The organism is Nostoc sp. UIC 10630 (assembly GCF_010747425.1).
In the GTDB taxonomy this organism is placed as follows: Bacteria; Cyanobacteriota; Cyanobacteriia; order Cyanobacteriales; family Nostocaceae; genus Nostoc.
The window spans coordinates 1-25093 of sequence record NZ_JAAGOG010000048.1 but is presented as its reverse complement, the minus strand read 5'-3'; the positions used below and the strand labels follow the sequence as shown (position 1 = coordinate 25093).

At 41.1% G+C, this 25093-nt stretch carries 21 protein-coding genes and 1 pseudogene; 9 read left to right on the top strand and 13 right to left on the bottom strand.

The window, feature by feature from the left end; genetic code table 11:
* Window positions 1–44: 44 nt before the first annotated feature.
* From G1O98_RS14115 to G1O98_RS14100, 4 genes are all read right to left on the bottom strand, one after another.
* The gene (locus G1O98_RS14115) at window positions 45–488 is read right to left on the bottom strand and encodes a type II toxin-antitoxin system VapC family toxin (protein WP_163929385.1); all 444 of its coding nucleotides are present in this window, start codon (window positions 486–488) and stop codon (window positions 45–47) included.
* A complete protein-coding gene (locus G1O98_RS14110) occupies window positions 485–820 on the bottom strand; it encodes a DUF2281 domain-containing protein (protein WP_163929384.1) in 336 nt (111 codons plus the stop codon). Before G1O98_RS14110 ends, G1O98_RS14115 begins: the two co-directional genes overlap by 4 nt.
* 67 nt (window positions 821–887) lie before the next feature.
* Entirely contained in the window at window positions 888–3530 is a 2643-nt protein-coding gene (gene alaS / locus G1O98_RS14105; RefSeq protein ID WP_163929383.1) for an alanine--tRNA ligase, read from the bottom strand.
* Between the two features lie 31 nt (window positions 3531–3561).
* The gene (locus G1O98_RS14100) at window positions 3562–3729 is read right to left on the bottom strand and encodes a hypothetical protein (protein WP_163929382.1); all 168 of its coding nucleotides are present in this window, start codon (window positions 3727–3729) and stop codon (window positions 3562–3564) included.
* Window positions 3730–4712: 983 nt separating this feature from the next.
* On the opposite strand from G1O98_RS14100, the gene G1O98_RS14095 reads away from it, so the two are divergent.
* A complete protein-coding gene (locus G1O98_RS14095; protein ID WP_163929381.1) occupies window positions 4713–5735 on the top strand; it encodes a diguanylate cyclase in 1023 nt (340 codons plus the stop codon).
* A gap of 40 nt (window positions 5736–5775) precedes the next feature.
* Here the strand turns inward: G1O98_RS14095 and G1O98_RS14090 are convergent, their stop codons facing one another.
* On the bottom strand, window positions 5776–6453 hold the full coding sequence (locus G1O98_RS14090) for a hypothetical protein (protein WP_012407348.1): 678 nt from the start codon (window positions 6451–6453) through the stop codon (window positions 5776–5778).
* 328 nt (window positions 6454–6781) lie between these two features.
* On the opposite strand from G1O98_RS14090, the gene G1O98_RS14085 reads away from it, so the two are divergent.
* The gene (locus G1O98_RS14085; RefSeq protein WP_163929380.1) at window positions 6782–8425 is read left to right on the top strand and encodes a lipoxygenase family protein; all 1644 of its coding nucleotides are present in this window, start codon (window positions 6782–6784) and stop codon (window positions 8423–8425) included.
* Window positions 8426–8465: 40 nt separating this feature from the next.
* Here G1O98_RS14085 and G1O98_RS14080 read toward each other — a convergent pair whose 3' ends face one another.
* From G1O98_RS14080 to G1O98_RS14050, 7 genes are all read right to left on the bottom strand, one after another.
* Window positions 8466–8666 (bottom strand): hypothetical protein, encoded by a 201-nt coding sequence (locus G1O98_RS14080; RefSeq protein ID WP_163929379.1) that lies wholly within the window; start codon window positions 8664–8666, stop codon window positions 8466–8468.
* A 181-nt stretch (window positions 8667–8847) separates the two neighbouring features.
* Window positions 8848–9663 (bottom strand): GNAT family N-acetyltransferase, encoded by an 816-nt coding sequence (locus G1O98_RS14075; protein ID WP_243458437.1) that lies wholly within the window; start codon window positions 9661–9663, stop codon window positions 8848–8850.
* A gap of 150 nt (window positions 9664–9813) precedes the next feature.
* On the bottom strand, window positions 9814–10668 hold the full coding sequence (gene purU, locus G1O98_RS14070; protein ID WP_163929400.1) for a formyltetrahydrofolate deformylase: 855 nt from the start codon (window positions 10666–10668) through the stop codon (window positions 9814–9816).
* Window positions 10669–10694: 26 nt separating this feature from the next.
* On the bottom strand, window positions 10695–11321 hold the full coding sequence (locus G1O98_RS14065; RefSeq protein ID WP_163929377.1) for a DUF4340 domain-containing protein: 627 nt from the start codon (window positions 11319–11321) through the stop codon (window positions 10695–10697).
* 121 nt (window positions 11322–11442) lie between these two features.
* The gene (locus tag G1O98_RS14060) at window positions 11443–13116 is read right to left on the bottom strand and encodes a Gldg family protein (protein ID WP_163929376.1); all 1674 of its coding nucleotides are present in this window, start codon (window positions 13114–13116) and stop codon (window positions 11443–11445) included.
* Window positions 13117–13151: 35 nt separating this feature from the next.
* Window positions 13152–13964, bottom strand: a complete 813-nt coding sequence (locus tag G1O98_RS14055; protein WP_163929375.1) for an ABC transporter permease — start codon at window positions 13962–13964, stop codon at window positions 13152–13154.
* Window positions 13965–14969 carry an ABC transporter ATP-binding protein gene (locus tag G1O98_RS14050; RefSeq protein WP_163929374.1) on the bottom strand — a complete coding sequence of 335 codons (1005 nt, stop codon included), beginning with the start codon at window positions 14967–14969 and terminating at the stop codon, window positions 13965–13967. It lies immediately after the preceding gene.
* A 436-nt stretch (window positions 14970–15405) separates the two neighbouring features.
* Here G1O98_RS14050 and G1O98_RS14045 point away from each other — a divergent pair, with 436 nt between their 5' ends.
* The 5 genes from G1O98_RS14045 (at window position 15406) to G1O98_RS14025 (ending at window position 21098) form a co-directional block, all read left to right on the top strand.
* Window positions 15406–16494 (top strand): HMA2 domain-containing protein, encoded by a 1089-nt coding sequence (locus tag G1O98_RS14045; RefSeq protein WP_163929373.1) that lies wholly within the window; start codon window positions 15406–15408, stop codon window positions 16492–16494.
* 37 nt (window positions 16495–16531) lie between these two features.
* Window positions 16532–17371, top strand: a complete 840-nt coding sequence (locus G1O98_RS14040) for a hypothetical protein (RefSeq protein WP_175586671.1) — start codon at window positions 16532–16534, stop codon at window positions 17369–17371.
* 143 nt (window positions 17372–17514) lie between these two features.
* Entirely contained in the window at window positions 17515–19767 is a 2253-nt protein-coding gene (locus G1O98_RS14035) for a heavy metal translocating P-type ATPase (protein ID WP_163929372.1), read from the top strand.
* Window positions 19768–19837: 70 nt separating this feature from the next.
* Window positions 19838–20143 carry a DUF5132 domain-containing protein gene (locus tag G1O98_RS14030; RefSeq protein ID WP_163929371.1) on the top strand — a complete coding sequence of 102 codons (306 nt, stop codon included), beginning with the start codon at window positions 19838–19840 and terminating at the stop codon, window positions 20141–20143.
* Between the two features lie 409 nt (window positions 20144–20552).
* Complete coding sequence (locus G1O98_RS14025) at window positions 20553–21098, top strand: HMA2 domain-containing protein (RefSeq protein WP_243458436.1); 546 nt, start codon at window positions 20553–20555, stop codon at window positions 21096–21098.
* A 9-nt stretch (window positions 21099–21107) separates the two neighbouring features.
* On the opposite strand, the gene G1O98_RS14020 is transcribed toward G1O98_RS14025, so the two are convergent.
* Window positions 21108–23477 (bottom strand): WD40 repeat domain-containing protein, encoded by a 2370-nt coding sequence (locus tag G1O98_RS14020; protein WP_163929369.1) that lies wholly within the window; start codon window positions 23475–23477, stop codon window positions 21108–21110.
* Between the two features lie 501 nt (window positions 23478–23978).
* Between G1O98_RS14020 and G1O98_RS14015 the strand changes: the two genes are divergently transcribed.
* Together G1O98_RS14015 and G1O98_RS14010 are read left to right on the top strand one after the other, a co-directional pair.
* Window positions 23979–24623 (top strand): HMA2 domain-containing protein, encoded by a 645-nt coding sequence (locus G1O98_RS14015; RefSeq protein WP_163929368.1) that lies wholly within the window; start codon window positions 23979–23981, stop codon window positions 24621–24623.
* A 130-nt stretch (window positions 24624–24753) separates the two neighbouring features.
* Window positions 24754–25020: pseudogene (locus G1O98_RS14010) on the top strand (PA-phosphatase); the annotation flags it as partial.
* Window positions 25021–25093: the final 73 nt, after the last annotated feature.

Genomic DNA, 25093 nt, shown 5'->3' with positions numbered 1-25093 from the left:
TATCTTGAATAGTTTCCAGCAGATATTGCGAGAAAGAGTCAAATTTACAACCAAGATTCAACAGACAATGCTGTTACCTGTATAATTCGCTGAAAGTCCCTATCGGCTGATACAACAGTAAAACTATACTGTAGAGCTAGAGCAGCAATCCAGAGGTCATTTTCATCAAAACCCAGGTCTGTTATTTGAGTTTTTCTGCGTTTGCTTTTGTCTTTGGGGCCAAATTGTCTCATTAAGGCTGCTTTGAGTTGACCATAAATGCTAGCAGTATCTTCTGTAACGCTGTAGATGCGTATATCTGCGAGGAATTCTTTCAACCGAGCGAGATTAGTTTCTCTCTTGGCAGAATTTTCCATCATATATGTAAGTTCTCCCTGCACAATTACGCAGGTGGCAATATTTAATTCTCCTACCTCAGCTATTCGACGAATCACGTTTGGTTCGCCGAGGATGATGGCGCTACAGTGGTTGGTATCTAATAGATTCATGACTCAAAAGGATTTAAGTCATAATCGAATTTGGCTTTACCACGTGTGGCGTAAACCGACTGAAGACACTCTTGAAAATCATCGCCTTCCCAGGTTCCAGCGTGTCTCAATATAGAACGTCCGGAAGCTGGGCGGTAAGGTAATTGAGAATTGTCTACTGACTGGGATTCTAGTATTATTTGGGTCTCTTTTGACTTAACTTGTAAGGCAGGTATATCTTTTTTGTCTGCTTCTTGCTTGGTTTTGAGAAAACGCAAAAAGTCTAAAGTTTCTTCTAGAAGAGAGTCTGGAGAGGATTCAATTTCTTGGAAAAGGCGTTTTTTAATAGTCATATAAAGTATTGTGTAACTGAATTAATTGTCCAGGCAGGCAAGATGCCCGCCCCACAAGAGAATATAATTAACTCAAGGCTGAGTGTAAATCACTCTGCGCCTTTGCCAACGCATCTGGTAATTTACTCGCATCGCGTCCGCCAGCTTGGGCTAAGTTCGGTCTTCCACCGCCACCACCACCGCAGATTTTAGCGATCGCACCGACAAATTTACCAGCTTGTAAACCTTTTTTGTTAACTTCTGGACTAAAAGCTGCAACGATGCTGACTTTATCGGCTTCGGGAACAGAACCTAGCACCACTGCACCGTTACCAATTTTTTGTAACAGGCGTTCGGCTGCGGTTTTCAATGATTCTGGATCGACATTTTCTAATTGGGCAACGATAATTTTATGATCGCCTACAGTTTCGGCTGTTTGTAGCAAGCTGTCAGATTTAGCGATCGCTAATTGTACCTTCAAGGTTTCCAATTCCTTCTGACTATTTCTGAGTTCGCTTTGCAGACTTGTAATTCTGTCTGGTAATTCTTCGGGTTTAACTTTAAAGCGATCGCTCAAATCTTTAACTACTTTATCCCGCAGGTTGAGATAATCTAGGATTGCTGGCCCCGAAACAGCTTCAATGCGCCGCACCCCAGAAGCCACGCCAGCTTCCGAGATAATCTTAAACACGCCAATTTCAGCAGTATTGCTGACATGAGTACCACCGCAGAGTTCCATTGATACGCTAGGGAAGTCAATCACTCGCACTTCATCGCCGTATTTCTCGCCGAACATCGCAACAGCACCCTTAGCTTTCGCCTCGGCTATTGGTAATACTTCCACCTTTGCAGCGTGGGCTTCCGCAATCCAAATATTCACCTGTTCTTCAATTTGTTGCACTTCCTCTGCTGTCAATGCGCGGGGACAGTTGAAGTCAAAGCGCAATCTGTCAAAGGAAACCAGGGAACCAGCTTGAGATATGCCATCATCAACAATTTTTTTCAACGCCGCTTGCAACAGGTGCGTTGCGGTATGGTTAGCTTGGGCGCGACGGCGACAAGCCGGATCGATTTGGGCGGTGACGCGATCGCCTACGCGGAGTGTACCGCGTTCGATGCGTCCGAAGTGCACAAAGAAATCAGATTCTTTTTTAACATCTTCCACGCGAACAACAATACCATCACCAGAGATATAACCGCGATCGCCAATTTGTCCCCCAGATTCAGCATAAAATGGTGTTTTATCAAGGACAATTTGCACCTCTGTCCCCGCTTCTGCTTCTTCTTGGCAAACACCTTCTACCAAAATCGCTTCGACTTTCGCAGTTGCAGCAGGTTGGGTATAGCCGATAAATTCGGTGACTTTAATGTGTTCTGCTAGTTTGTCGAGGGAACCTTGTACAGTTAAATCGATGGTTTCGTGTGCGCCTCTACTGTCTTCTTGTTGGATTTCCATTGCTTTCTGAAATCCTTCAACATCAACTGTTAGGTTGTTTTCCTCAGCAATTTCTTGAGTAAGTTCAAAGGGGAAACCGTGGGTATCGTAAAGAGTAAATGCACTTTCACCGCTAATTTGAGTTTCCCCTCGCTGTTTCACCTCTTGGATGATTTCTTCTAGGAGTTTTTCGCCTCTATCCAGAGTTCTGAGGAAATTGGATTCTTCCCGTTGCAACTCAGCTTTAATTGCTGCTTCTCGCTGACGCACATTGGGGTAAGCTGATTCCGAAAGAGCGATCGCAGTTTCGGCAACTTGGGTAGTAAATTCGCCAGAAATCCCAATTAATCGCCCATGACGCACCACCCGCCGAATTAATCGCCGCAACACATAACCCCTTCCCACGTTGGAAGCGCGAATTTCATCAGCGATCATGTGGACAACAGAACGAACGTGATCGCCAATGACTTTTAGGGAGACTTTGGTTTTCTCATCGCTGCTGTGATAGTCAATGGTAGCAATTTGAGCGGCTGTTTGAATAATTGGGAAAATCAAGTCAGTTTCGTAGTTATTGGGCACTTTTTGGAGAATTTGCGCCATTCTCTCCAAACCCATACCAGTGTCGATGTTCTTGTTTTGCAGTGGCGTTAAATTGCCGGAAGCATCCCGGTTATATTGCATGAACACGAGGTTGTAAAACTCGATGAACCGGGAATCGTCTTCTAAATCGATATTTTCGTCACCGCGTTCTGGGTGGAAGTCGTAATATATTTCTGAACAAGGGCCACAAGGGCCAGTCGGGCCAGATACCCAAAAGTTATCATCTTCGCCTAAGCGTTTAATTCTCGCTACCGGTACACCGATTTGATCGCGCCAGATAGCAAAGGCTTCATCATCTTCTTCAAAAACGCTGACAACCAGATTTTGGGGAGAAAAGCCAAAGACTTGCGTAGAGATTTCCCAGCCCCAAGCGATCGCTTGTTCTTTAAAATAATCACCAAAGCTGAAATTACCCAGCATCTCAAAAAAGGTGTGATGCCGTTTAGTGCGTCCGACATTTTCGATGTCGTTGGTACGGATACACTTTTGTGAAGTTGTAGCCCGCTTAAATTCTGGTGTCCTCTGCCCCAAGAATATCGGCTTAAATGGTAGCATCCCCGCGATCGTCAGCAGTACGGTTGGATCTTCTGGCACGAGAGACGCACTTGGGAGGATTTGGTGACTCCGTTGGGCAAAGAAGTTGAGGAATGTGTTGCGAATTTCGTTACCGCTTAGGTACTGGGGATTTGAAGACATAGGTGTTTTTAACTTGAGACTTTAGACTCTTCTAGACTTGGGCGTAGCGGCACTGGGTAAGTGTATTTTCATAAATAGCTTTATATATTCTTGCATTTTGTTTCATATTACCGCCAGCAAATTGTACAAGTCTGTGAGCTATACACAGTGATGAGGATGCTTTTAGACCATTATCTGGCTCTGGTAGGATGTGCTGCATCTGGGTCCGTCCTAGACATCATAATTTTGGTCTTTAAGATTAATCCTTAAGAAATAGTTTAAAATTCCCATACTAGGGTAGCAAATGGCACTAAAACTGAAAGTATCAAATATTGCTTACTTTTCTAAGAGCGGAATTTCACTGATTTACCCACATTAGGGGCAGGTTTTGACATCAAACTTTTTATTTAGCTTCTTTTTTCGAAATTTATGATGTTGCAATCAATTAAACAAAAGATGTGAGTTAAATCAAGAAAGACAGATAAAGTGCGTAGGCAGAGATATTTTGTTTATCCTGCTAACACATTGTGAACCCAAGTTTCACGTCTCACTTAATTTGGGGATTTTTCACCCGACAAATTCGCTTTGTAATTATAGAGTTTGTTAGTCCCAGAAAGCTCTTGTCCATAGCAGGAGGGAGCTTTGCTGTCTATGTAGTTCGCATTGCTTTTGCAATTCTACTCCTACCTTAATACTTGATTAAAGCCTAGGTTATAAACCAAAAGGCTGAAGTCTCCTATGAAAAATAACATTTTTAATTCGGTGATCAAAATCTAAATTTGATCGTTGAATTAAAAACTTTATAATTTCTTTATTTTTCTTCTTAAGAAGAAATTCATTTATCTAATGTGGAGGTTATTCCAAACTCTTTATTTTCGTAATTTAGTCAGTCAAAAAACACTTAAGAAAGCACATGAATAGTTTTTACGAGTCTCAATATTATTCAGTATTTTTACTGTTTGAAAAACATAGTGTAAATAAGACATTAGTTGTCATAAGTGAATATTTCAGAAACGCTAGTAGTGAATATAAACCCTTGAAAGGAGATAAGAATTGGGAAAATATTGTAGATTCGGTGTAAATAAAAGTATATAACCAGAAATCTAACTCAGCCTAAAAGATAATATTTAATATTAGGCAAGGATAGTAGTAAATTACTCAACTTAATCTCTTTAAAATTTAAATAGGATAAATAATAAAACAATGAATATTTCTATTCTGGTCTTTGGAAAAAATAATTTTATCGCCACACTTCCAGATCAGATCCGTTATGCGACTGCTTTTAATGTAGAAGTTATAGACAATCTGAATCAAATAGTGTCGCGGATTAAAATAGCGCCTCCCGATATAATGCTTGTGCAGGCTAGCTTGGATGGCAGTATGGAACTGTGCAATTGGTTGAAAGAGCAGACCAAACTATCCTGGATATATTGTATTTTATTTGAGGATCGTTTCCAGCAGTTTACTGATAGAAATAAGGGTTGGCACAGAGAATTAGAGATGAGTGCTGCGGCCCTAAAGCAAGGAGCCGATGCTTATATTTGGCATCTTATTGATGAAAAAACAGACCATAATTTAGCAGAGTTGACTGCCAATCATGGATTAATACTTGCTCAATTGACTGTTGGCTTGCGAAAAGCACAAAAATATCGAGATTTGATTCGGACAAATGATATGTTATCAGCGATCGCCTTAGCCGATTCGTTGACAGAATTAAATAATCGTCGTGCTTTAGAATGGGACTTACCCAGACAAATTCAAAGAGCTAGAACTCAAAAAACTTCCCTGAGTTTGATTATTCTGGATGTAGATCATTTCAAGAAAGTTAATGATACTCATGGGCATTTAGTAGGCGATCGCATTTTGCAAATATTATGTCAGCGTTTGCGACACAATCTGCGCTGTCAAGACACAGCATTCCGCTATGGTGGCGAAGAATTTGTGATTCTTCTGGCTAACACTACCGATGAGGAAGCACTATTAGTAGCCCGTCGTCTTAATCGCGTAGTTAGCGATGAACCATTTGCACTCAGTAATAAACTGACTATTAATATCACCATTAGTCTGGGCACAGCTAGTCTGCAAGCTGATGATGATGAACAAGGAGAGAGTCTGCTGAATCGTGCCGATCAATGTCTCTTACAGGCTAAAAATGCTGGGCGTAATCGGGTTATTCACTCAAACTACCTATCTCATGTTTCACATTTGAAAGTTGTTTCTTCATAATTTGTCATTTGTCACTTGTCATTTGTCATTAATTCTTCCCCTACTCCCCCACTCCTAACTCAGCATGACAATCTTCCACCGAAGCGCGTTGTCGCATAGCATTAACTAAAGCTTCGTAACTAGACCAATTTTCTTGTAGTAGGGTTTTTGCTTGGAGAGCATGAAACCGCAGTTTCTGTTGATAAACTGATTCAGAAAAGCCCAAAACTGTCAAGACTCCAATCAGTTTGCTTTTATCATCAGATCCACCCTCAGCATTATCAAAAACTAGGGTTTCAGCAGCAATACCAGCCATCCAAACAGTACAGTAGCGGTCTAGCATTTGGGCACTGATTTTACCCACTTCTAATTGAGAAGCTAATTCGCCATCATCAAAGCTAACACCACCTTGCCCAGGTTGCCCCTGTTTCCAGGCTTCCCAAGCGCTGAGTGTGTAGCCGGTAACGGGAATCCCCAGCAAGTAAGCAACCAAAAAATGCCCTGCTTCGTGGTGGACGATGCGATCGCGGTGTTCACTTGAAAAACCAGCAATCCAATCCAAAAAAATAGTACCACCCTTGCCTTGCAAGCTAAAACTATCTAACGTAGCTATGCCTAAGATCGCGAAGGTTGCAAGTGCTGGTACTGCTGGCGACAAATTCAAGAATGGCCCCAGCAGTACCGATAGGGTCATGAGAAAGATAGATATTGCAACTAAATTTAAGGTAGTCTGGCTCATTGAGAGTTTTCTGAAAATCTGCTTAATATTTCTTTATTATGATGCGATCGCACACCTTCTGTATCAAGTGCCTCTACAAATCCCTTGACGACGTAATTTCCCCATGAGAATTTGACTATCAGTGAAGAAATCTTACAAATATGGATATTCTGCATAACAGCAATAAGTAAGCCTGATTCATAGTAAGCGGTTTAAAACCTTTAGATTTTGCCGTTTGCAGATAGACCAAAATAAACGCTGTTAAATATTTTATGTGAAAATTTAAAATCCAGATTTTAGAGGTAAAATTACCTGTTATTGTTCTTAGCTTAAATTGGCACAAAAAGTTATGAAGCCATACCTTCCTCAAAATGATCCTGACCCTACAAAGCGTCAAATATTGCTAGAGAGAAACCAAGGGGAGTATGAATTTGATTACGACTTTTTAGCGCCTATGGCAATGCTAAAAAATGTACCTTCTATAGAAAACTTTTCAACTAAGTATATTGCTGAACGGACATTAGAGACAGCAGAACTGCCTATAAATATGTTAGCCGTTAAAACCCGTTCTTTATGGGACCCTTTAGATGAATTGCAAGACTATGAAGACTATTTTCCAGTTTTGCCTAAACCTAATGTCATCAAAACATACCAAACTGATAACTCTTTCTGTGAACAACGGCTTTGTGGTGCAAATCCTTTAGTTTTACGCCGAATTGAGAAAATGCCAGATGGCTTTGCCTTTACAATTTTAGAACTACAAGAGAAGTTTGGTAACTCTATCAACTTAGTAGAAAAACTTGCCAATGGGAATTTATATGTAGCTGATTACAGAGCGCTTACGTTTGTTAAAGGGGGAACTTATGAAAGAGGTAAGAAGTTTTTACCAACCCCTGTAGCATTTTTTTGTTGGCGCAGTTCTGGTTTTAGCGATCGCGGTCAACTCGTACCGATTGCCATCCAAATCAACCCCGCAGATGGCAAACAGAGCCAGCTAATTACGCCTTTTGATGACCCTTTAACCTGGTTTCATGCCAAGCTTTGTGTTCAAATTGCTGATGCTAACCATCATGAAATGAGTAGCCATCTGTGTCGAACTCACTTTGTTATGGAACCCTTTGCTATTGTCACAGCGCGTCAACTAGCCGAGAACCATCCCCTCAACTTATTATTAAAACCCCACTTCCGTTTCATGTTGGCTAATAATGACTTGGCTCGTAAGCGCCTAATTAGTAGAGGTGGGCCTGTTGACGAATTGCTAGCTGGAACTCTGCAAGAGTCATTGCAAATTGTCGTTAACGCATATACAGAATGGAGCTTAGATCAGTTTTCTTTACCTACTGAACTAAAAAATCGGGGTATGGATGATCCAGACAACTTACCTCACTATCCCTATCGAGACGATGGCTTGTTATTGTGGAATGCCATTAAAAAGTTTGTGTCTGAATACTTGCAGATATACTACAAAACTCCCCAAGATTTAGCAGCAGACTTGGAATTACAAAGTTGGGTGCAGGAATTAGTTTCCAAATCAGGCGGACGAGTCAAGGGTATTAGCGACCGCATCGACATATTAGACCAATTAGTTGATATTGCTACTGCGGTTATCTTCACTTGTGGGCCGCAACACGCTGCTGTTAACTATTCACAATATGAATATATGACTTTTATGCCCAATATGCCTCTTGCTGCTTATAAACAAATGACAGCAGAAGGTACTATTCCTGACCGCAAAAGTCTATTATCATTTCTGCCACCGTCAAAGCAAACTGCTGACCAATTATCGATTTTATTTATCCTGTCGGCTTACCGTTATGACAGATTAGGGTACTATGATGATAAATTCTTAGACCCAGAGGCTCAGGATGTTTTAGCTAAATTCCAGCAGGAGTTGAATGAAGCAGAGCGGGAAATTGAGTTGAACAACAAGAGTCGTTTAATAAATTACAACTATCTGAAACCAAGGCTTGTGACTAATAGCATCAGCGTGTAACTTAATATTATTGCAGTTGATTAGACATCTCCAAAAGCTGTCACACTTTTTGGAGATGTTTTTGTTTAGTAATATGCTCGCGGTGTTCACTTGAAAAACCAGCAATCCATTGCTGATCATTAACATTTGAAGGTTTAATTCGGAACGCACAGTTACAACTCCTTCCCGGCACTGTCAGAAATTTATCTACTGCGATCGCCGAATTGTAATAGCCAGGACGCTTGAATTTTTGGAAACTCAAGGGTATTTATTTCGATCAGGGTTCACATATTTGATTGAGCAGTGCTATCGAGAGAATTGAGGATTACTCATGAAGACGCTTTTAAAAGTCATTAAATTTGATGCACGCAGATTCATAGAAAAATTCATGCGCTCACAGTGGGATTGTATATTAGGGATCTAAACACATTGTTTGTCTGTCTCTATCCTAGTTCCAAACTTGTCACAGCAAAGACGCGATCAATAGGTAAATTAGGAATTTCTTGAGTGTACATCCGAGCAGTTTGAAAGACTGGCTCCAATTGGTAACGTTGAACTAGGTTAATTGCTTGTACATTTGCATCGGGTACATCAAAAAACACTGGAGCATGAGGATTTTCTGCAAGCAAGGCTTGAAATAATGCTTCAGCAATCTGTTCGTCATTAGCAAACAGTGGCCCAATCCGAAAACCTGTATGGGCAGGCCGGATAACTCCGTAACCAACAAGATATCCATTTTTGAGAAACCCGAAAGCAGTACTTTCTGGCTGTTCAATCCAATGTCGCAGAAACACTGGACGCTTAGAAGGAAAAAGTTGGCAATCGTAAGCCACCAACTCTTCAAAAGGCATTGTTTTCAGGTCGATGATACCAGCAGGCATAACACCGCCACCCACCCCTTGATAACGAATATTCTTATAAGCGATTTGGAAACCAGACTTTTTGTAGTTATCTTGTTGAGCTACTACACCATCCAAGCCGATGTTACGATCAGCACTGAGATAGTCGATTGCTGTCTTCCAAATTTTCATACCCAACCCCTGCCCACGAAACTGGGGTTTCACAATGTAAAAACCTAGAAAGCCAAAGTGTTGATCGTAAGCGACAGCAGAAATACACCCCACTGGCTCACCATTCAACTCACCCAATAAAAAACCGTTCTTATCAGTTTGATAAAAAGATTCAGCATCATACCTTCCTGGATTCCAACCTTCGCTTGCTGCCCAAGTAATTGCCAAATCAATTTCCGACCTTTTCATTGTGCGGACGATGAAGTTGTCAGGGATCATAATATCTTATGACTATGAGGTTGTTAACTATTTAACTTCGCTTTTGCAAACCCAGCGATAACTCTTAATATTTTTATACTCATCTCTTGTAAAATTATATTCGTTCAGATATAAAATCAATCACTCGAATACGACTGTTCTATTCCCATAGACTAATACACGATTTTGTAAGTGCGATCGCACCGCTCTTGCTAATACAACTCTCTCCAAATCTTTACCTTTTCTCACCAAATCATCAACTTCATCACGGTGACTCACTCGCACTACATCCTGTTCAATAATTGGCCCTGCATCTAAATCAGCAGTAGCATAATGAGCAGTTGCACCAATAATTTTTACCCCACGTTCAAAAGCTCGGTGATAGGGGTTTGCACCGATAAAAGCTGGTAAAAATGAGTGATGAATATTAATAATTTGCGGGAATTGATTAATAAAATCTGCACTAACAATCTGCATATATTTCGCTAATACAACTAAATCTATTTTGTACTGGCGGAGTAATTCTAGTTGTTGGGCTTCTTGTTCTGATTTATTGTCTTTAGTGATGGGAACGTGCTGAAAGTCAATATTAAATTGTTCTGCTACTACCTTTAAATTAGCATGATTACTAATAATTAAAGGGATTTCAGCCACAAATTCTTTAGCACGTTGTCGCCAAATTAAATCAAATAGACAATGGTCTTGCCGACTGACCCAAATAGCAATGCGTGGTACTGTATCAGAAAAACGTATTTCCCACTTAGCACCTAAAGGTTGTGCGATCGCATTAAATGCAGGGGCAATAAATTCTCGCGGCAAATTAAACCCCTCTAGCTGCCATTCAATACGGGTGAGAAATAAGCCAGCAGCAAAGTCTGTATGCTGATCTGCATGGATAATATTACCACCGTTAGAATAGATAAAATTGGCAAATTTCGCCACTAGTCCCCGTTGATCTGGGCAGGAAATCAGCAATGTTGCTGTGGGATTTGTCATCATAATATCGCCAGATTTTGAATTAATTATTTACTGTTTGTCGGAGTCGGTTTAGGAATGGTGAGCGGAGGAAGTTTCTGACTATTGTCTACAGGTTGCTTCCACTCTGATAATTCCCGATTCACGGCATTTGCAAAATCTGTAGATACCAACAGCACGTTTATATTTCCATTGGGTTTAGCAGCAGGGTCTGTTTGAGCATATAAAAAACGTCCGTTAAAGTTAGATTTACCCAAAATCAACTGATGGTTTTGCCGATTTTTTAGGGTGATATTGATGGTTGCTGGGGGTTCATCTAAAGCAAATTGCCCAAGCTCTTTTGGTGGAGTTGATAAGGTGCGATCGCTCTTACCTTTGACCAACAAATCCATCAAATAAGAAACAATAGCGTCATTTGCTGGGCCAGATACTGGAGATTTGATTAACCACTTGGGGTTACTACTAGATTCAGGATTACGTTCCAGGTTCAGGGTGAGTTTTTTTGTTTTAACTGTTAGAGATTGCACATCATCGGCGGCAAAAGAGAAAATTTGCTTATTTTCCTCTTTGGTTTCTTCTCGCACAGTCGCACCCCGAATTTCAGAGAAGTAAACAAAACCACCTAAACCCAGCGCTAGCAGTATCAAAATTAAAGTCGTTCTCGGCAATTTCATTTTTTAGTCATTGGTCATTGGTCATTTGTCATTTGTCATTTGTCATTTGTCATTGGTCATTGGGCATAGAAAAAACTCTTCTCCAATCTCTACTTGTGACTCCTAACTCCTAACTTACTTCTTACCGTCGTTTCCACCAAATAATAACTGCGATCGCAAACCCAATTAAAGGTAAAACCAAAAGAGATGACAATATTAAAAGATTGCCTTGTGTGGTTGTCAGGGTTATCCGACGGTTTTTCGGTTCTTTGGGGCGAATGGAAAGGGGTTGCTGATCCTGTTGACTCAACCAAGTAACTGAGTTGAGGAATACATCTCCATTTAATTGCTGTTGAAACAAGCCATCGGTGGCGAAATCAGAATTTCCTAAAACTACTAACCTTGACTCGGTGGCTGTTTGCGATGAAGGATTGGGAGTAGGGGAGGCAGGAGAGGCTGGCGTTGCAGGGGGAGTGGGAGAAGCTTTGCTTTGGGTAGTTGGTGATGGTAGGGGCGAAGGTTTCGGTGCAGGTTGAGGAGTTGAAGCAGATTTAGCTGCTTGTTTTCTTGTTAAGGCTACGCCCAAGGTTAGAGGCCCTTTTAGGTCTTTATCTGCATTAAACTCCAATTTTTCGCTTTGAAGGTCGCTTTCTGCCCAGCTATTGGGATAGGGTTTGGTTCGTAGTAATGGAGTAGCCTGAACACCAGGTACAGAGATAATTTCCAGTGGTCGGGCAATCGGATAAAAAGAATTGCCGTTACCGAAATCTTTGGTAATTGGATGTTGCCCGTATTCTGTGACTAAGGGTGCAGCAGGGCCAAGTCCCACGACGCTTTCGCCAGAGACATCAACTGCTAAACGATTATCCAAACGAACACCCCACTCTTGTAACAAGCTGTTAAGTTTGGGATCGGTATTAGGATCAATCATCAGCAGTAAGTTACCGCCGCGATTAAGATACTCTTGCAAAGCTTTGACTTCGCCTTCAAATAGCCCTCGCTTGGGGCCAGCCACTATCACAACAGACGCATCTTGAGGAACTTTGGAAGTTTCTCCTAAATTCAGTGGTGATGTTGTGAAGTTTTTGTCGCCTAATCCTTGAACTGCTTGTGATATTGCATCTTTACCAGCCGAAAGTTGGCGTTCGCCATGACCTTGGAGTAAGTAAACTTTGGCTGTGGTTGAATTTGTTAGTTGTTGCAGGCGACTAGTTAATCTGATTTCTGACAACCGCTCATTTTGATTTACTGTTTGTACTAATTGCCGTTTATTACCAGATTCTAAATAAACTTCCCCGTAATCTTTAACGCCAAACTTTTCTGCAAGTCCTGGTCTAGTTTGGGGGTCGATGTACTCATATTTAAATTTTGAGCTTTGCCGTTGATAATTTTCTAGTAATTCTCGGTCTTGGGGATTTTGGTTAACATCAAACACCCACACCTTAACTGGTTGAGGTAAAACACTCACCAATTCTCGTGACTGGGGCGCAAGGGTAAACAATTGGCTTTCTGTTAAGTCTGATCGCAAGTGGTAGCGAGTCCCCAAAAAGTTAATCAATCCCAAAATTGCCAATACTGCTAGAGTTGCTACTACAGCATTAGTCCCGGCTTGGGTAGAACGACGTTTCCACCAGTTAGTCTCATAGCTTTGCCATATTATCCCTAACCCACTGATTACAACTCCCGCAATCAGAAATACTAATGGAATTAGCCCCCAATGTTCAGAAACTAACCCAGCTGTTAAGCCGACAGCAATTAGGAATGGGCCCAACCAAAATAGATATTTCCACAGTTTCTTCTTTGCAACTATCTTCATAATTTGTCATTTGTCATTGGTCATTTGTCAAATGACTACTGCCTTTGAAAGCGCAGTGCATCAATTGATTGAGCGGTGAGAAAGATGCCAAAAAAAATGTAACTAGCAAATAAAATTAAGGCACTTGTATCAAAAATCCCTTGAGTTAAGGTGTTGTAATGTTTCAACAATGATAAATAACCTAAAGCTTCACCCACTGGACCAGGGACAATTTTGGCGATTAAATCAATCAATAACAATAATAAAATTACTGCAAATGTAAGGACGGCAGACAAAATTGTGCTGTCTGTTAAAGAAGAAATAAACATTCCTACAGATAAGATTGCTGCTGCTAGTAAGATTAATCCAAAATGACCCAACAAGGGAATTGAAAGCGCCATTGGTGGATTTGATCCACTAATGGCGATCGCTTCAAACACTAGCATGGGTACAACCATTGTGATAAAAAATGTTAGCACGCCTAATAACTTACCTACTGCTACTGCCCAATTGGTGATTGGTGACGTGGCTAATAGTTCTAAAGTGCCGCGCTTGCGTTCTTCGGCATAGAGTCCCATTGAGAGTATTGGCAAGATAAACAACAATAGCCACCCCATACGATCCAAAAATGCTCGGACAAATTCGTAGGGGACATCTATCGGTGGTGTTGGTACTCCTAGTTGTTGACCTTGTGCATCTATTGCGGCGACTCCTACCAAAATGCCATCTGGCCCTAGCAAAATCATCACGAAAAATAACCCGGCGATGAACCAAAATATGCCTGCGATCGCGTAAGCCAAAGGTGATACAAAATAACTCTGTAACTCTCGGCGATAAATGGCAATAATATTACTTAGCACTACACCCATTTACGCTGCCTCTCCTTCGTTGTCTGCTGCTAAGTCTACCTCAGTCTCGAAATTCTTTTCTTCTGTGGTCAGTTGCAAGAACACATCTTCTAAGGTGGCGTTAACTCGCTTCAGTTCATGCAAACCAAAGCCTGCACGCACCAAGGTTGCAACAATATCCTTTCCTGGTTCTTTTCCCGGTTGCGATATCACCCGCAGATAAGCGCGATTTGCCTGTGGGTGATGACCTCCGGCGGTGGGAATTGATTCTATCAGACTCACACCCGCGACATTTTGCAATACCTGTTTCGCTAGGGCAGCTTCTCCTTCTATTTCCAACTCATACCCGGAACCGCCTGTCAACTGAGTCATCAGATTTTCTGGGGTGTTAGTTGCCACAACTTTGCCGCGATTAATAATAGCGACACGGCTACAAGTCATGCTCACTTCTGGCAGAATGTGCGTCGAAAGAATAATTGTATGAGTCCCAGCGAGGCTTTTAATTAAATTCCGCACCTCAATTATTTGTCGAGGATCGAGTCCAACGGTGGGTTCATCTAAAATGATCGCTGGTGGATCGTGGACGATCGCTTGAGCAATTCCTACACGTTGGCGATATCCTTTAGAGAGTTTGCGAATAATTACCCGCCGCTTATCTTCTAAGTTGCAGCGTTTGATAGCGGCTGTTACCTTGTTGGGGCGATCGCCTGCTGGAACTCCCTTTATTTGGGCAACAAAATGCAAAAATCCCTCCACAGTCATATCTGGATATAACGGCGGTGTTTCGGGTAAATAACCAATGCGTTGGCGTACAGCCAGGGAATTTTCATGGACATCATAGCCAGCAATGCGGGCATTACCATTTGTTGCCGGTAAATAACCCGCCAGAATCCTCATGGTTGTAGTTTTACCAGCACCATTGGGGCCCAGAAGCCCTAAAATCTCCCCAGGTTCGACGCTAAAAGTTACATCAGTAATCGCTGGGGTGGAACCGTATATTTTACTCAGATGTTCAACTTCGATCATAAAATCTTATACACAATATCAATTCTTTCAGCCTTTTACTTCCTTAGAAATGCCAAAATACCCTGGTTTCTGTATTTGAACACAAATTATTAGCATAATTGCGTACTCAGCAATTATGTTCAACTCTGGGAGCGAGAATCTACCTCTATTATGTCTAAACTAAATAACTCGCACCTGCCTAAAGGGTGAAGTGGGAGCTTTCGGAAGTCTGTCTTTTTTAGATAATCATTATCATAAAAATTATTGTTAAAAATAATTCTGAAGACACATACTCTATACCCAGACTTAAGCTAAATTTAATCTATTGTTAACCTATTCACTTGATCTAGCTATTGGGTAATCAAGTAAATGACTAAAAATATTAGTAATTGTGAAAAATTAAATATTGTCCAGAAAGTATCTCCTAATTTAATCTCTACAGAACAAAGCAACTAAGATGGCACAGTCAACGAAGTTACAGCCTCCAGCTGGGTTGCAAATAGTTCATGTCACTACTGGACGCGTGCGACTCCGCACCACTGACAGTAGTCTTAACTCGATATTAGACAGCATAGCCCAAGATTTACGCTCCTTAGAGGGTGTGAGGGAAGTTACTGTGAATGAGCAAACTGGCAGTCTGGTAATTAATTTTGATGAAGATAAGCTGTCATTACCGCAAATTTTGGCGTTAAGATCAGATATTGACATTCAACAGCCGCAAGCTTCATCTGATTCACCTCACAAAACCGATCCCTTTGCAGCTTGGAAATCACCTTCATTTTGGAAAGAGCAGGGTATTTCCTTAATTCCGATGATGACAGGCTTGGCGGTAACAGGAGGGTTAGGAATTCATGGCTGGGTATCGATTCCAGTTTATGTGATTGCGGCGGATGCAACCCGTGGTGTAATTGGTTATCTTGGCTCTCAAGTTCCGACATTAGAAAAAAACAACGGCAATAATACCAGTTCTGCGATATCGCAATTATCAAAAGAGGAACGCCAATCTAGTGCCCAACAAGAAGAATTAACAAATAATCTTGAGAAAACTAGCAAAGTGGCAACACCTGCAAAGATTGACTACAACGTCATCCATGCAATTAGTGGACGTATTCGCTTCCATATACCAAAAATCGCTCAAGATCGAGCTTATGGGCGGCGACTTGAGAGAATAGTAAAAACCGATGCTGAAGTTACAAGTGTGCGGATGAATTTTGATGCAGCATCGATCGCGATCGCTTATCAGTCTCGTGAGATTCCATTATCTTATTGGGTGAGTTTGATGGAATTAGCGTTGGAGACAAACCCACCAACGCAGCAAATTACAACGCCTAACCAACCTCTCCAAGAAGTTAGTCAGACGAATCAAATTACAGACGCAACAACGTCACATCAAATAAGTTTAAATGTTAGTCAGACTCCTGAAGTTATCAACTCAACAACAGCAAGCGAAATAACTTCAGAGTTATCCAGTCTGTGGACTAACTTAAAACCGCCTGCGATGTTTTTCTCATTAGGCATGATGGCGAACTTACCCTTGGGAACCTAATATACAGTTTCAAATTGCGGAATACTGGAGGGGAATTATGGCTGTTTTAAATTTAGAATCGGTAGCTGATTTAGACAAAAAACCAGAGCGAACAGTCACAGAGAAGATTAATTACCCAGCAACGCCGCCTTCAAGGGTAGTGTATAGCATTATTTGTGCATTTCCTGGACAAGTGGGATTTTGCATTCCTCAGATTAGCGAAGATCCAAAATATGTAGAACGTCTTGTTGCCTTGCTTGCTAATGAGCCTTTGGTAATAGATCGGCAAGTCAATAATACTATGGTAGGGTCAATTGCTATTACCTATAAATCTGATGTAGTGTCAGATGTTGAAATGCGATCGCATTTGGCTAATTTGATTCAGTTGGCTGGTAATCCAGAAGTGGTACTAGCAACTGCAAACCAATTGAAACCATACTCAGCATTAGTGGCAACAGAAGACAGGCAGGATAGAAAGCCAACAATGCAACCACAGAAGCAGAAATCAGCAACATTCTCTTTATCTTCTGCGGATACATCAGTCTCTAAGACTAAAAGCAATTCGGTATCTTCGGCTCATTTTGTAACTCAACAACCAAAAAAACCTGCAAAAGTAGCTTATTGCATTGCTCATGCCATTCCCGGAAGAGTGCGGTTTCGTGTGCCGCGAATTGCCTGCGATCCCAAATATGTCCAACGGTTAGAGGCATTACTCAAATCAGATTCTACAGTTACCAGTGAGCGAGTTAATAGCGCTGCTAAATCAGTTGTCATTACCTATAAAACTGGAATGATGCAGAATTCTCAGAAGCGAGTGCAAAGCTTTTTGTCAGCAGCAATATCTCATCTAGCCAGTCTAATTGAATCTGCCAATGATCCCGCCACAGCCATAAGTTAGCTAACTAATCCAGCAAATGACAAATAACCAAAATGTTGATAGCTAATCAATCTCCCCGGATTGATGGTTAATTTGCTCTATTTACCCCAGCAGAGAGCCTGGATTTTCATCGAAGTGTAACAATTTTGGATTAAACAAAAGTAATGGCAAAAGTAGCACTGCAACTCCCATCACCTCCAAAATCTCAATTCACTGTGTTGGAAGGGAATGGAAAAGCTTCTTTAACTGACACTAATGGACATTCTCGAAGAGAGTTCCCTAATGTTACCTACAGCATTGTCCATACAACTCCGGGAAGGCTGCGGTTTCGCCTACCTCGTTTACGCTGTGATGCCGATTATGCCAAGCGTCTCGAAGTATTGCTAACAGCAGATGCGCTGGTGAAGAATGTCCGTGTCAAGCCTGCGGCAATGTCAGTTGCAGTTACTTATAAATCTGATAAAGTTTCCGATGCGAAGATGCGATCGCACCTTCACGATTTGATTCAGGCTGCAAGTGAAGTAGTCGTTCTCAAAAACTCTGCATCTTTATCGGAAACCAAAAAAGAGAACTCTTGGCCAGGTTTACAACTCTCGGCTGTTGCGACTACTTTAGCAGTGCTGGGAGGCCCGTTAGGATTACCGATCCCGCCTTTGATAGTGGTGCTTCCAATCGCTCTAGCTACACTACCTGTTATGCAACGAGCCTGGGAAGGTATTAGGGGAGAGCAAAAATTGAATATTGACTTTTTGGATTTAATGGCGATCGCTATTACTACCTTCCAAGGGCAATTTCTCACACCATCGCTGATGCTGGGTTTAATTGAAGTAGGCGAAAATATCCGCGATCGCACGGCTCGTTCTTCTGCTCAACAAACTTTAGATTTACTTAGTTCTTTAGGGCAATTTGTCTGGGTGGAACGCAATGGCGAAAAGCAGCAAATTCCCATTCAAGATGTACAGCGTGGCGATACAGTAATTGTTTACCCTGGCGAACAAGTGCCGGTTGATGGTAGCATTTTGCGAGGTAAGGCCCTCCTAGATGAGCAGAAACTAACTGGCGAGTCGATGCCAGTACTGAAGAAAAAGGGACAACCAGTTTTTGCCTCAACGTTGGTACGAGAAGGACGAATTTATATTGTTGCAGAATGGATAGGCAATGATACCCGCGCCGGACAGAGCATTAAGTTAATGCAAGAAGCGCCTGTCCACGATACGCGGATGGAGAATTATGCCACGAAATTTGCTCAAAAAGCTGTTATGCCAACTTTGTTACTTGCTGGGGCAGTATTTACCGCAACCCGCAACCCTTCACGGACAGCCAGCGTTTTAACTCTAGATTTTGCTACAGGTATTCGAGTATCAGTTCCGACAACAGTTTTAGCAGCATTAACTTATGCAGCGCGGCGGGGGATTCTCATCCGTAGTGGACGGGCGTTAGAACAACTAGCAGAAGTTGATACTATAGTTTTTGATAAAACGGGGACACTGACTAAAGGAGAAGTCGATGTTGTGAGTGTGGAAAGTCTCAATCCAGCAACCTCAAGATTGCGGGTGTTGGAATTGGCAGCTGCCGCCGAACAGCGTTTAACTCATCCAGTAGCAGAGGCAATTGTTCGCTATGCCGAAGCAGAGCAAGTGGAAATTTTGCCGCGTACTAAGTGGGACTATCAACTAGGTTTGGGCGTACAAGCTCAGATTGATGGAGAGACAGTTTATGTTGGGAGCGATCGCTTTTTGCGCTCCAGTAGCATTGATACCGAAGCGTTAAATGGTCAACAAAAATCTGCAAATTCAGCGATTTATGTAGCCAGCAACGGGCAACTTCAAGGTATTATTAAATATAGTGATGTTCTCCGTCCCGAAAGCCGGGAAGTCATCACAGCACTTTCGACGGTCGAAGGTGTAGAGATTCACATGTTAACCGGCGATAATAAGCGAACTGCTACTGCTGTTGCTGCTCAACTTGGTATTTTGCCAACGCATACTCACGCCGAAGCTTTTCCAGAACAAAAGGCAACAGTTGTCCGCCAACTACACGAACAAGGAAAGACAGTTGCATTTGTAGGCGATGGGATCAACGATTCGCCAGCTTTAGCCTACGCTGATGTTTCCGTATCCTTTGCCAACAGTTCTGAGATAGCCCGCGAGACAGCAGACTTAGTGTTGATGCAGAATGACTTGCATGGTTTATTAGAAGCGATCGCGATCGCTCGTCAAGCCAAGCAATTGATTCGGCAAAACACAGGACTTGTTGCTGTTCCTAATTTAGCAGCATTAGCGATCGCCGTTTTCTTTGGTCTTAACCCCTTAGCTGCAACAGTAGTCAACAATGGCTCAACCGTAGTTGCCGGAGTCAACGGTTTGCGTCCAATTCTTAAAAGTCGTCAAAATAAAACTCTACCATCGGCAAGATGATGCAACTATGCCGACAAGAGTATCTTAAAAAGCTTTCCCAGATTTCTCAATTAATAGGAGGAAATTGAATATGGCTAAAATTAGTGATTTTGTTGAAGATGCAGGCGCTCCCGGTATTATAGTCGGAATTGGTGCAGTCCTCTTAGCACCTGTTCTGCTGCCCATTGTCGCTGGAGTTGGTAAACCCTTCGTCAAGTCAGTCATCAAAGGCGGAATTGGTCTTTATGAAAGAAGCAAGGGAACCATTGCAGAAATGGGAGAAACTTGGGAAGACATGGTAGCCGAAGCCAGAGCTGAACTCGCTGATGAAAAAGAAACACCCGTATTTGAAGCTAGTGCCACCAATGCGGATAATGTCGCCGATAATGGTGCGTAATTTCATCTGCCCATTAGCAAGTTAAAATCTTTGCCATAGGCAACTTCCAATTACCAAAATATCAAATTAGTAAGGTGCGTTACGGTATTCCACCTAACGCACCTACGAAAATAGCAAAAAAATTGTAGGTTGGGGAGCCACTGCGTTGCGCGGGTTTCCCGCGTTGTAGCAAGTGGCGTTGGAGGCTTTGCCAAAGCCAACATTCTGATATATGTTGGGTTGCGCTCCGCTTCACCCAACCTACGTCTACGTCTCTCTCGCTCCTCTTATTCCTCTGTGTTCTCTGCGTCCTCTGCGGTTCGTTTTTCCTTAATTATTGACAATAACAAACCCACAACAAAGAATCCACCTTCATACAAGTCAAAAAGGCAGTTGTATGTTGACAAATGGTTATAGCACTTACAATAGAATGTCGGAAATTATAGACAAACCCACTTTCAAAACACCACCAAAACCGATATCTACAAAAGTTGTAAGTTCGACTCCCGGAAGATTACGGTTGAGAGTGGCTCATTCTCATCGTCAACCAGAAAAAATGCAAAGCATCGCCAATGCTCTGTTAGCAAATCCTCACATTAATCAAGTTAAAACAAATGTCCGTCATGGCAGTATTGTTATCAATGACGATGGGAAAGATGGCAGTCTAGAAAATGTGCTAGCAACACTTAAAGATTTAGGAATAATTTTTGCTGATGTTACTGAGGGTAACACCGAGGCAGCAGCAGGAGTATCATCTGCGCTTGTTGACTTAAACCAGCGCGTCAAACAGTCAACGCATGGTGATTTTGATCTGCGAATTCTTTTCCCTTTGGGATTAGCTAGTCTTTCGATACGGCAATTATTTAAGAAAGGGTTACAGTTAGAAGTTATTCCTTGGTATGTTTTAGCATGGTATGCTTTTGATAGCTTTATTAAGCTACATGGAACTAGCCAAGAAGAATCAGCAAACAAGTAACCAAAAAGCTTAATTTATCTGCCAAATTTTGATGGTTTTATCAGAACTAGCACTAGCCAAAAATTGACCATCATGGCTAATAGCAATAGAGTTTACTGCCCCTGAGTGTTCTGTGATAGTTTGCAGTAACTCTCCCGTCTGTAAATGCCAAATTTTGATGGTTTTGTCTACGCTACCGCTAAAGAGAATTTCTCCATCAGGACTAACAGCTAAGGATCTTACCTCTTCTAAATGTCCAGTCAAGGTATGTAACACTTTGCCTGTAGTTAAATGCCAAATTTTGATAGTTTTGTCTGCACTAGCGCTAAAGAGAATTTCTCCATCAGGACTGATGATTACTGATTTTACCTCACCGGAATGTCCATTGAGAGTGCGTAATGGATCTCCTGTGTGTGGGTTCCACAGCCTAATTTTGTTGTCAGAACTACCACTAGCAAGGATTGTACCATCGGGGCTGATAGCAGCAGCATTAACTGCGGATGAATGCCAAAGGGTAGAAATGCGTTGGCATAGCCCGCCGTAGGCATCGCCTTTATGCAAATTCCAAATTTTGATTTTATTACTACCACTGGCAAGAATTTGCCCGTCAGGACTGATTGCGATGCAGTTAACCGGTTTTTGATGTCCTAATAGAGTGTGAAGGAGTTTGTCAGAATTGAGATTCCATACTTTGACATTACTTCTGGGGTGTTGACAAATACCAACAGCGAGATAATGTCCATCAGGACTAATCGCAACAGAGGAAATTTTGCCTAAATCTTCTGTGAGAGTGCGAATAAGTTTACCGCTTTTAAGATTCCATACTTTGATGGTTTTATCTGCACAGCCGCTAACTAAAGTTTCACAATCAGGACTAATGGCGACAGATGTCACTTTTTCTGAATGTCCAGTTAGGGTATGGCTGAGAAGGATATGTTGTAATGTTACTTGGTGTTTGAGGTTGGCGATGCGATTTAAAATTTCATCAACATCAGCAATACTCTGAGTATCACCCACCGCGACAAAATATTCTCTTAACTTTTTTACATATTCCTCATCTTTAACGCTGACGGCTGATTGCATTTCCTGAAGCGGGTTAGGAGAATCGTTTGATGATATTTGGCGTAGTTGTAACCATGTACTCACAGAATAATTTAGCTGTTCGTTTGCCCAAGAGCGTAGTTTACCGCCGTAGGCATCGCTTAAATGGCATAAACTCTGGGCTAATTCTAAAGCCAATTCTGGAATCCAGTAAGAGCGCTCATTTTCCAGAGCTTGGTAAACTTGTTTGTAACCAGATGCGATAACCCATACTGATTGTAAATCAAAAGTATCTGACAGCAAACTCGGCAGCAACTCTGGTAGTAGCGGAGGTACACCACGATCAACCAGGTGGTAAATATCTGCTACCCAACCTGCAACCAAACAGTGATAGGTAATCAAAACCTGGCAAAGTTTTTCATAATCCTGACGATTGACTTGATATTGTAAAGATAACTTACTAATATCAATTCCTTTTTCATGCCATTTTTCTACCTTTTCTAAAATTTCTAAATTTATCACATTATCTTTTCCAAGCTGATTAACTTCCTCTAATTTTTCTCCTAATGCTACAAGTTCATCTCTAATTTTCTTCCATTCTAATGCCCGCCTTTTAGCAGATTCTTCCAGAATTTCTCGATAAGGTAAACGAGCAATTGTTTTATAAAAATAATTTTCTTGCCCTAAACCCCAGTAGGCAATCCTAAAATTTAAATAATCTCCATCGTTTTCTGACTCTAAAATCAAACTTGGCTCTGTTTTCAACATTCCAAACAGAGCTTTAATACTTGATTCACTGTGAAAACGCTTACTATCCCAGGCTCCTGCCAATAACTCTGTTGGTCTAAGTTGACTATGTAAAGAGTAATCTTTGTTGAGAAAATCTCTTAATCCTTCAGCTAACATTAACTCAAATTGAAAAATATTTTCATCTCTACGAGCGCCAAATTGGTCAAAATCTACTTGAGGAGGAGCGATAAAAATTTTAAGTGGAGTGTGTCCATAATTGGTGTGGTCTAAAATTTGTGAAGGGTATAATCTTAAGGGCCAGCTATCCAAAATTTTATTGACTTCTGGTAACTTAAGCGCTGTTTCTCGCTCTTGTGCGGCTATTTTTAATCGCGTTTGGTGATTATCGGCTACTAATTGCTGTTGGAAAATTCTTGCTTGTTCAAAATCTTCAACATCGCCGCTTTTTTTATTTGCAGGATTTAGAACTTTGAGTATTTCGGGGATTGCCTCAATCGGTTCATATTTACTCAGTCCTAAACTAGATTTATTTCTATTTTGGACTAGCTCTGCAACAACAGGTGCAAACTCTAGTACCAGTTGAATTAGTAACATTAACCCTTGTTGCATAAACACATACCTAGAAACTAATTGAAGAAAAATTTAAAAGTCATAATCAAGACGCTCTCTACAAGACGCAGTACCATCCGCTTTTTCAGTCAAAATTTAGAATGAATTTTGATTCCTGACTCCTGAATTCTGTTTTGATAAAATAAATAAGTAAGGCTTACATGAAATCAGGGTAATACTGTCATCCAGTAAATTTATACATAGCTTTGATGTTACTACTTGGGAGTATAGTGACTCAACCGTAAGACATGAAACTCCTTATATGTCAATAAAATGTGGTTAAATCCTTGTAAATTAAAATAAACACAGTATTAAAGAAACTTAATCAACTTGATAGCAACGAGAACTAGATTCACTACTGAGATAGATTTTTTCATTCGGAAAAATAGGTATAACTAGAGTAAAGTTAATGCAGTTCAATAAAGCGCTCTCTTAAAACATCAATAGATAAGTTTATCAGCCTGGTTACGTTTTTTATTTTTTGAAATTAAAAATAGTACGATGACTTCTATAAAACGGTCTAACTCTGGCAAAACTGCTAGTAGTAACCTGCGTTTACCACCAAAAGAGGCAACTAAAAGCGTAGCTAAGAAAGCAGCATCATCCCAAAAGATATTCTATAGTATTGTCCATACAATTCCTGGACGAATTCGTTTTCGTATTCCTCTGTTAGGCAGAGATACTGAGTATGCTAATCAACTTAAATTAGCGATGGAATCCGATCCTAGAGTTACAAATGTCCGTGCTAACCCAAAAGCTGCATCCATTGTCATCAATTATAAAGTAGGTACAATTTCAGATAATCAAATGCGCGAGCATCTGCTTAATCTGATTCAAACTGCTCAAGATGTGGTTCTGCCAAAAGAGGTAATGGCAAAATCAATCGTAGGGGCTATCTTTGATGCTCTAATCAACTTAATTGATAATACGCGCAAGATTAACCAAGCACGTAATGTTCTTGTATATCGAAGGTTTAGAATAGATATTTGGGAACGGATGCTTTCTACCTCAAGAAGCATAATTAAGAGGTTAAAATCTGCCATCATGTTTATCTTGCCTAACAAGCGATGGCGATTACAAGGCAATGGCAAAGGGAATTCCCAGCTTTTGAAACTGAAATCTGCCAGCGAACCAAATCTTATGTAGTTGCTAATATAGTAGCTATTAAAATGATTCCTGGTTAAGAGTAATTAGCCGTAAAAAACCGGGATTTTCCATAATTAATGAAAATATTTTTTGCCTAGCTTCAATTCAAGCATTTTATTATCAATAACAAATGGGTATTCCTCGTTGTCAAAAACTTCTTAATCAAACCCATTGGGTTCAAGCAATACATACTGCTGTTAAGGGAAGAGCTAGATATAAAGTAAATGGGCTTTATCATTCGGAAGCTCTCAAAAGATATCTTGAATCGAGATTATTAGAGGATAAAATAATCTTGCAAGCTCGTGCTAATAGTTACACGGGTAATGTGCTGGTTATTTTTCATCCAGACAACAGTTTAAATGCGATCGCATCGCTCATCCAAAAAATTGTCTTAGAGGGTGTTTGAAAAGTTTTAGGGAGTCAAAAATTAAGCAAGTCGCCTCACCATAATACGGATCATGGAAAGGTAG

Bases quoted from the DNA above. Each gene is read 5' to 3' on its own strand.
- G1O98_RS14115 (WP_163929385.1), bottom strand. From the start codon at position 488: ATGAATCTATTAGATACCAACCACTGTAGCGCCATCATCCTCGGCGAA.
- G1O98_RS14110 (WP_163929384.1), bottom strand. From the start codon at position 820: ATGACTATTAAAAAACGCCTTTTCCAAGAAATTGAATCCTCTCCAGAC.
- alaS (WP_163929383.1), bottom strand. From the start codon at position 3,530: ATGTCTTCAAATCCCCAGTACCTAAGCGGTAACGAAATTCGCAACACA.
- G1O98_RS14100 (WP_163929382.1), bottom strand. From the start codon at position 3,729: ATGCAGCACATCCTACCAGAGCCAGATAATGGTCTAAAAGCATCCTCA.
- G1O98_RS14095 (WP_163929381.1), top strand. From the start codon at position 4,713: ATGAATATTTCTATTCTGGTCTTTGGAAAAAATAATTTTATCGCCACA.
- G1O98_RS14090 (WP_012407348.1), bottom strand. From the start codon at position 6,453: ATGAGCCAGACTACCTTAAATTTAGTTGCAATATCTATCTTTCTCATG.
- G1O98_RS14085 (WP_163929380.1), top strand. From the start codon at position 6,782: ATGAAGCCATACCTTCCTCAAAATGATCCTGACCCTACAAAGCGTCAA.
- G1O98_RS14075 (WP_243458437.1), bottom strand. From the start codon at position 9,663: ATGAAAAGGTCGGAAATTGATTTGGCAATTACTTGGGCAGCAAGCGAA.
- purU (WP_163929400.1), bottom strand. From the start codon at position 10,668: ATGACAAATCCCACAGCAACATTGCTGATTTCCTGCCCAGATCAACGG.
- G1O98_RS14065 (WP_163929377.1), bottom strand. From the start codon at position 11,321: ATGAAATTGCCGAGAACGACTTTAATTTTGATACTGCTAGCGCTGGGT.
- G1O98_RS14060 (WP_163929376.1), bottom strand. From the start codon at position 13,116: ATGAAGATAGTTGCAAAGAAGAAACTGTGGAAATATCTATTTTGGTTG.
- G1O98_RS14055 (WP_163929375.1), bottom strand. From the start codon at position 13,964: ATGGGTGTAGTGCTAAGTAATATTATTGCCATTTATCGCCGAGAGTTA.
- G1O98_RS14050 (WP_163929374.1), bottom strand. From the start codon at position 14,969: ATGATCGAAGTTGAACATCTGAGTAAAATATACGGTTCCACCCCAGCG.
- G1O98_RS14045 (WP_163929373.1), top strand. From the start codon at position 15,406: ATGGCACAGTCAACGAAGTTACAGCCTCCAGCTGGGTTGCAAATAGTT.
- G1O98_RS14040 (WP_175586671.1), top strand. From the start codon at position 16,532: ATGGCTGTTTTAAATTTAGAATCGGTAGCTGATTTAGACAAAAAACCA.
- G1O98_RS14035 (WP_163929372.1), top strand. From the start codon at position 17,515: ATGGCAAAAGTAGCACTGCAACTCCCATCACCTCCAAAATCTCAATTC.
- G1O98_RS14030 (WP_163929371.1), top strand. From the start codon at position 19,838: ATGGCTAAAATTAGTGATTTTGTTGAAGATGCAGGCGCTCCCGGTATT.
- G1O98_RS14025 (WP_243458436.1), top strand. From the start codon at position 20,553: ATGTCGGAAATTATAGACAAACCCACTTTCAAAACACCACCAAAACCG.
- G1O98_RS14020 (WP_163929369.1), bottom strand. From the start codon at position 23,477: ATGCAACAAGGGTTAATGTTACTAATTCAACTGGTACTAGAGTTTGCA.
- G1O98_RS14015 (WP_163929368.1), top strand. From the start codon at position 23,979: ATGACTTCTATAAAACGGTCTAACTCTGGCAAAACTGCTAGTAGTAAC.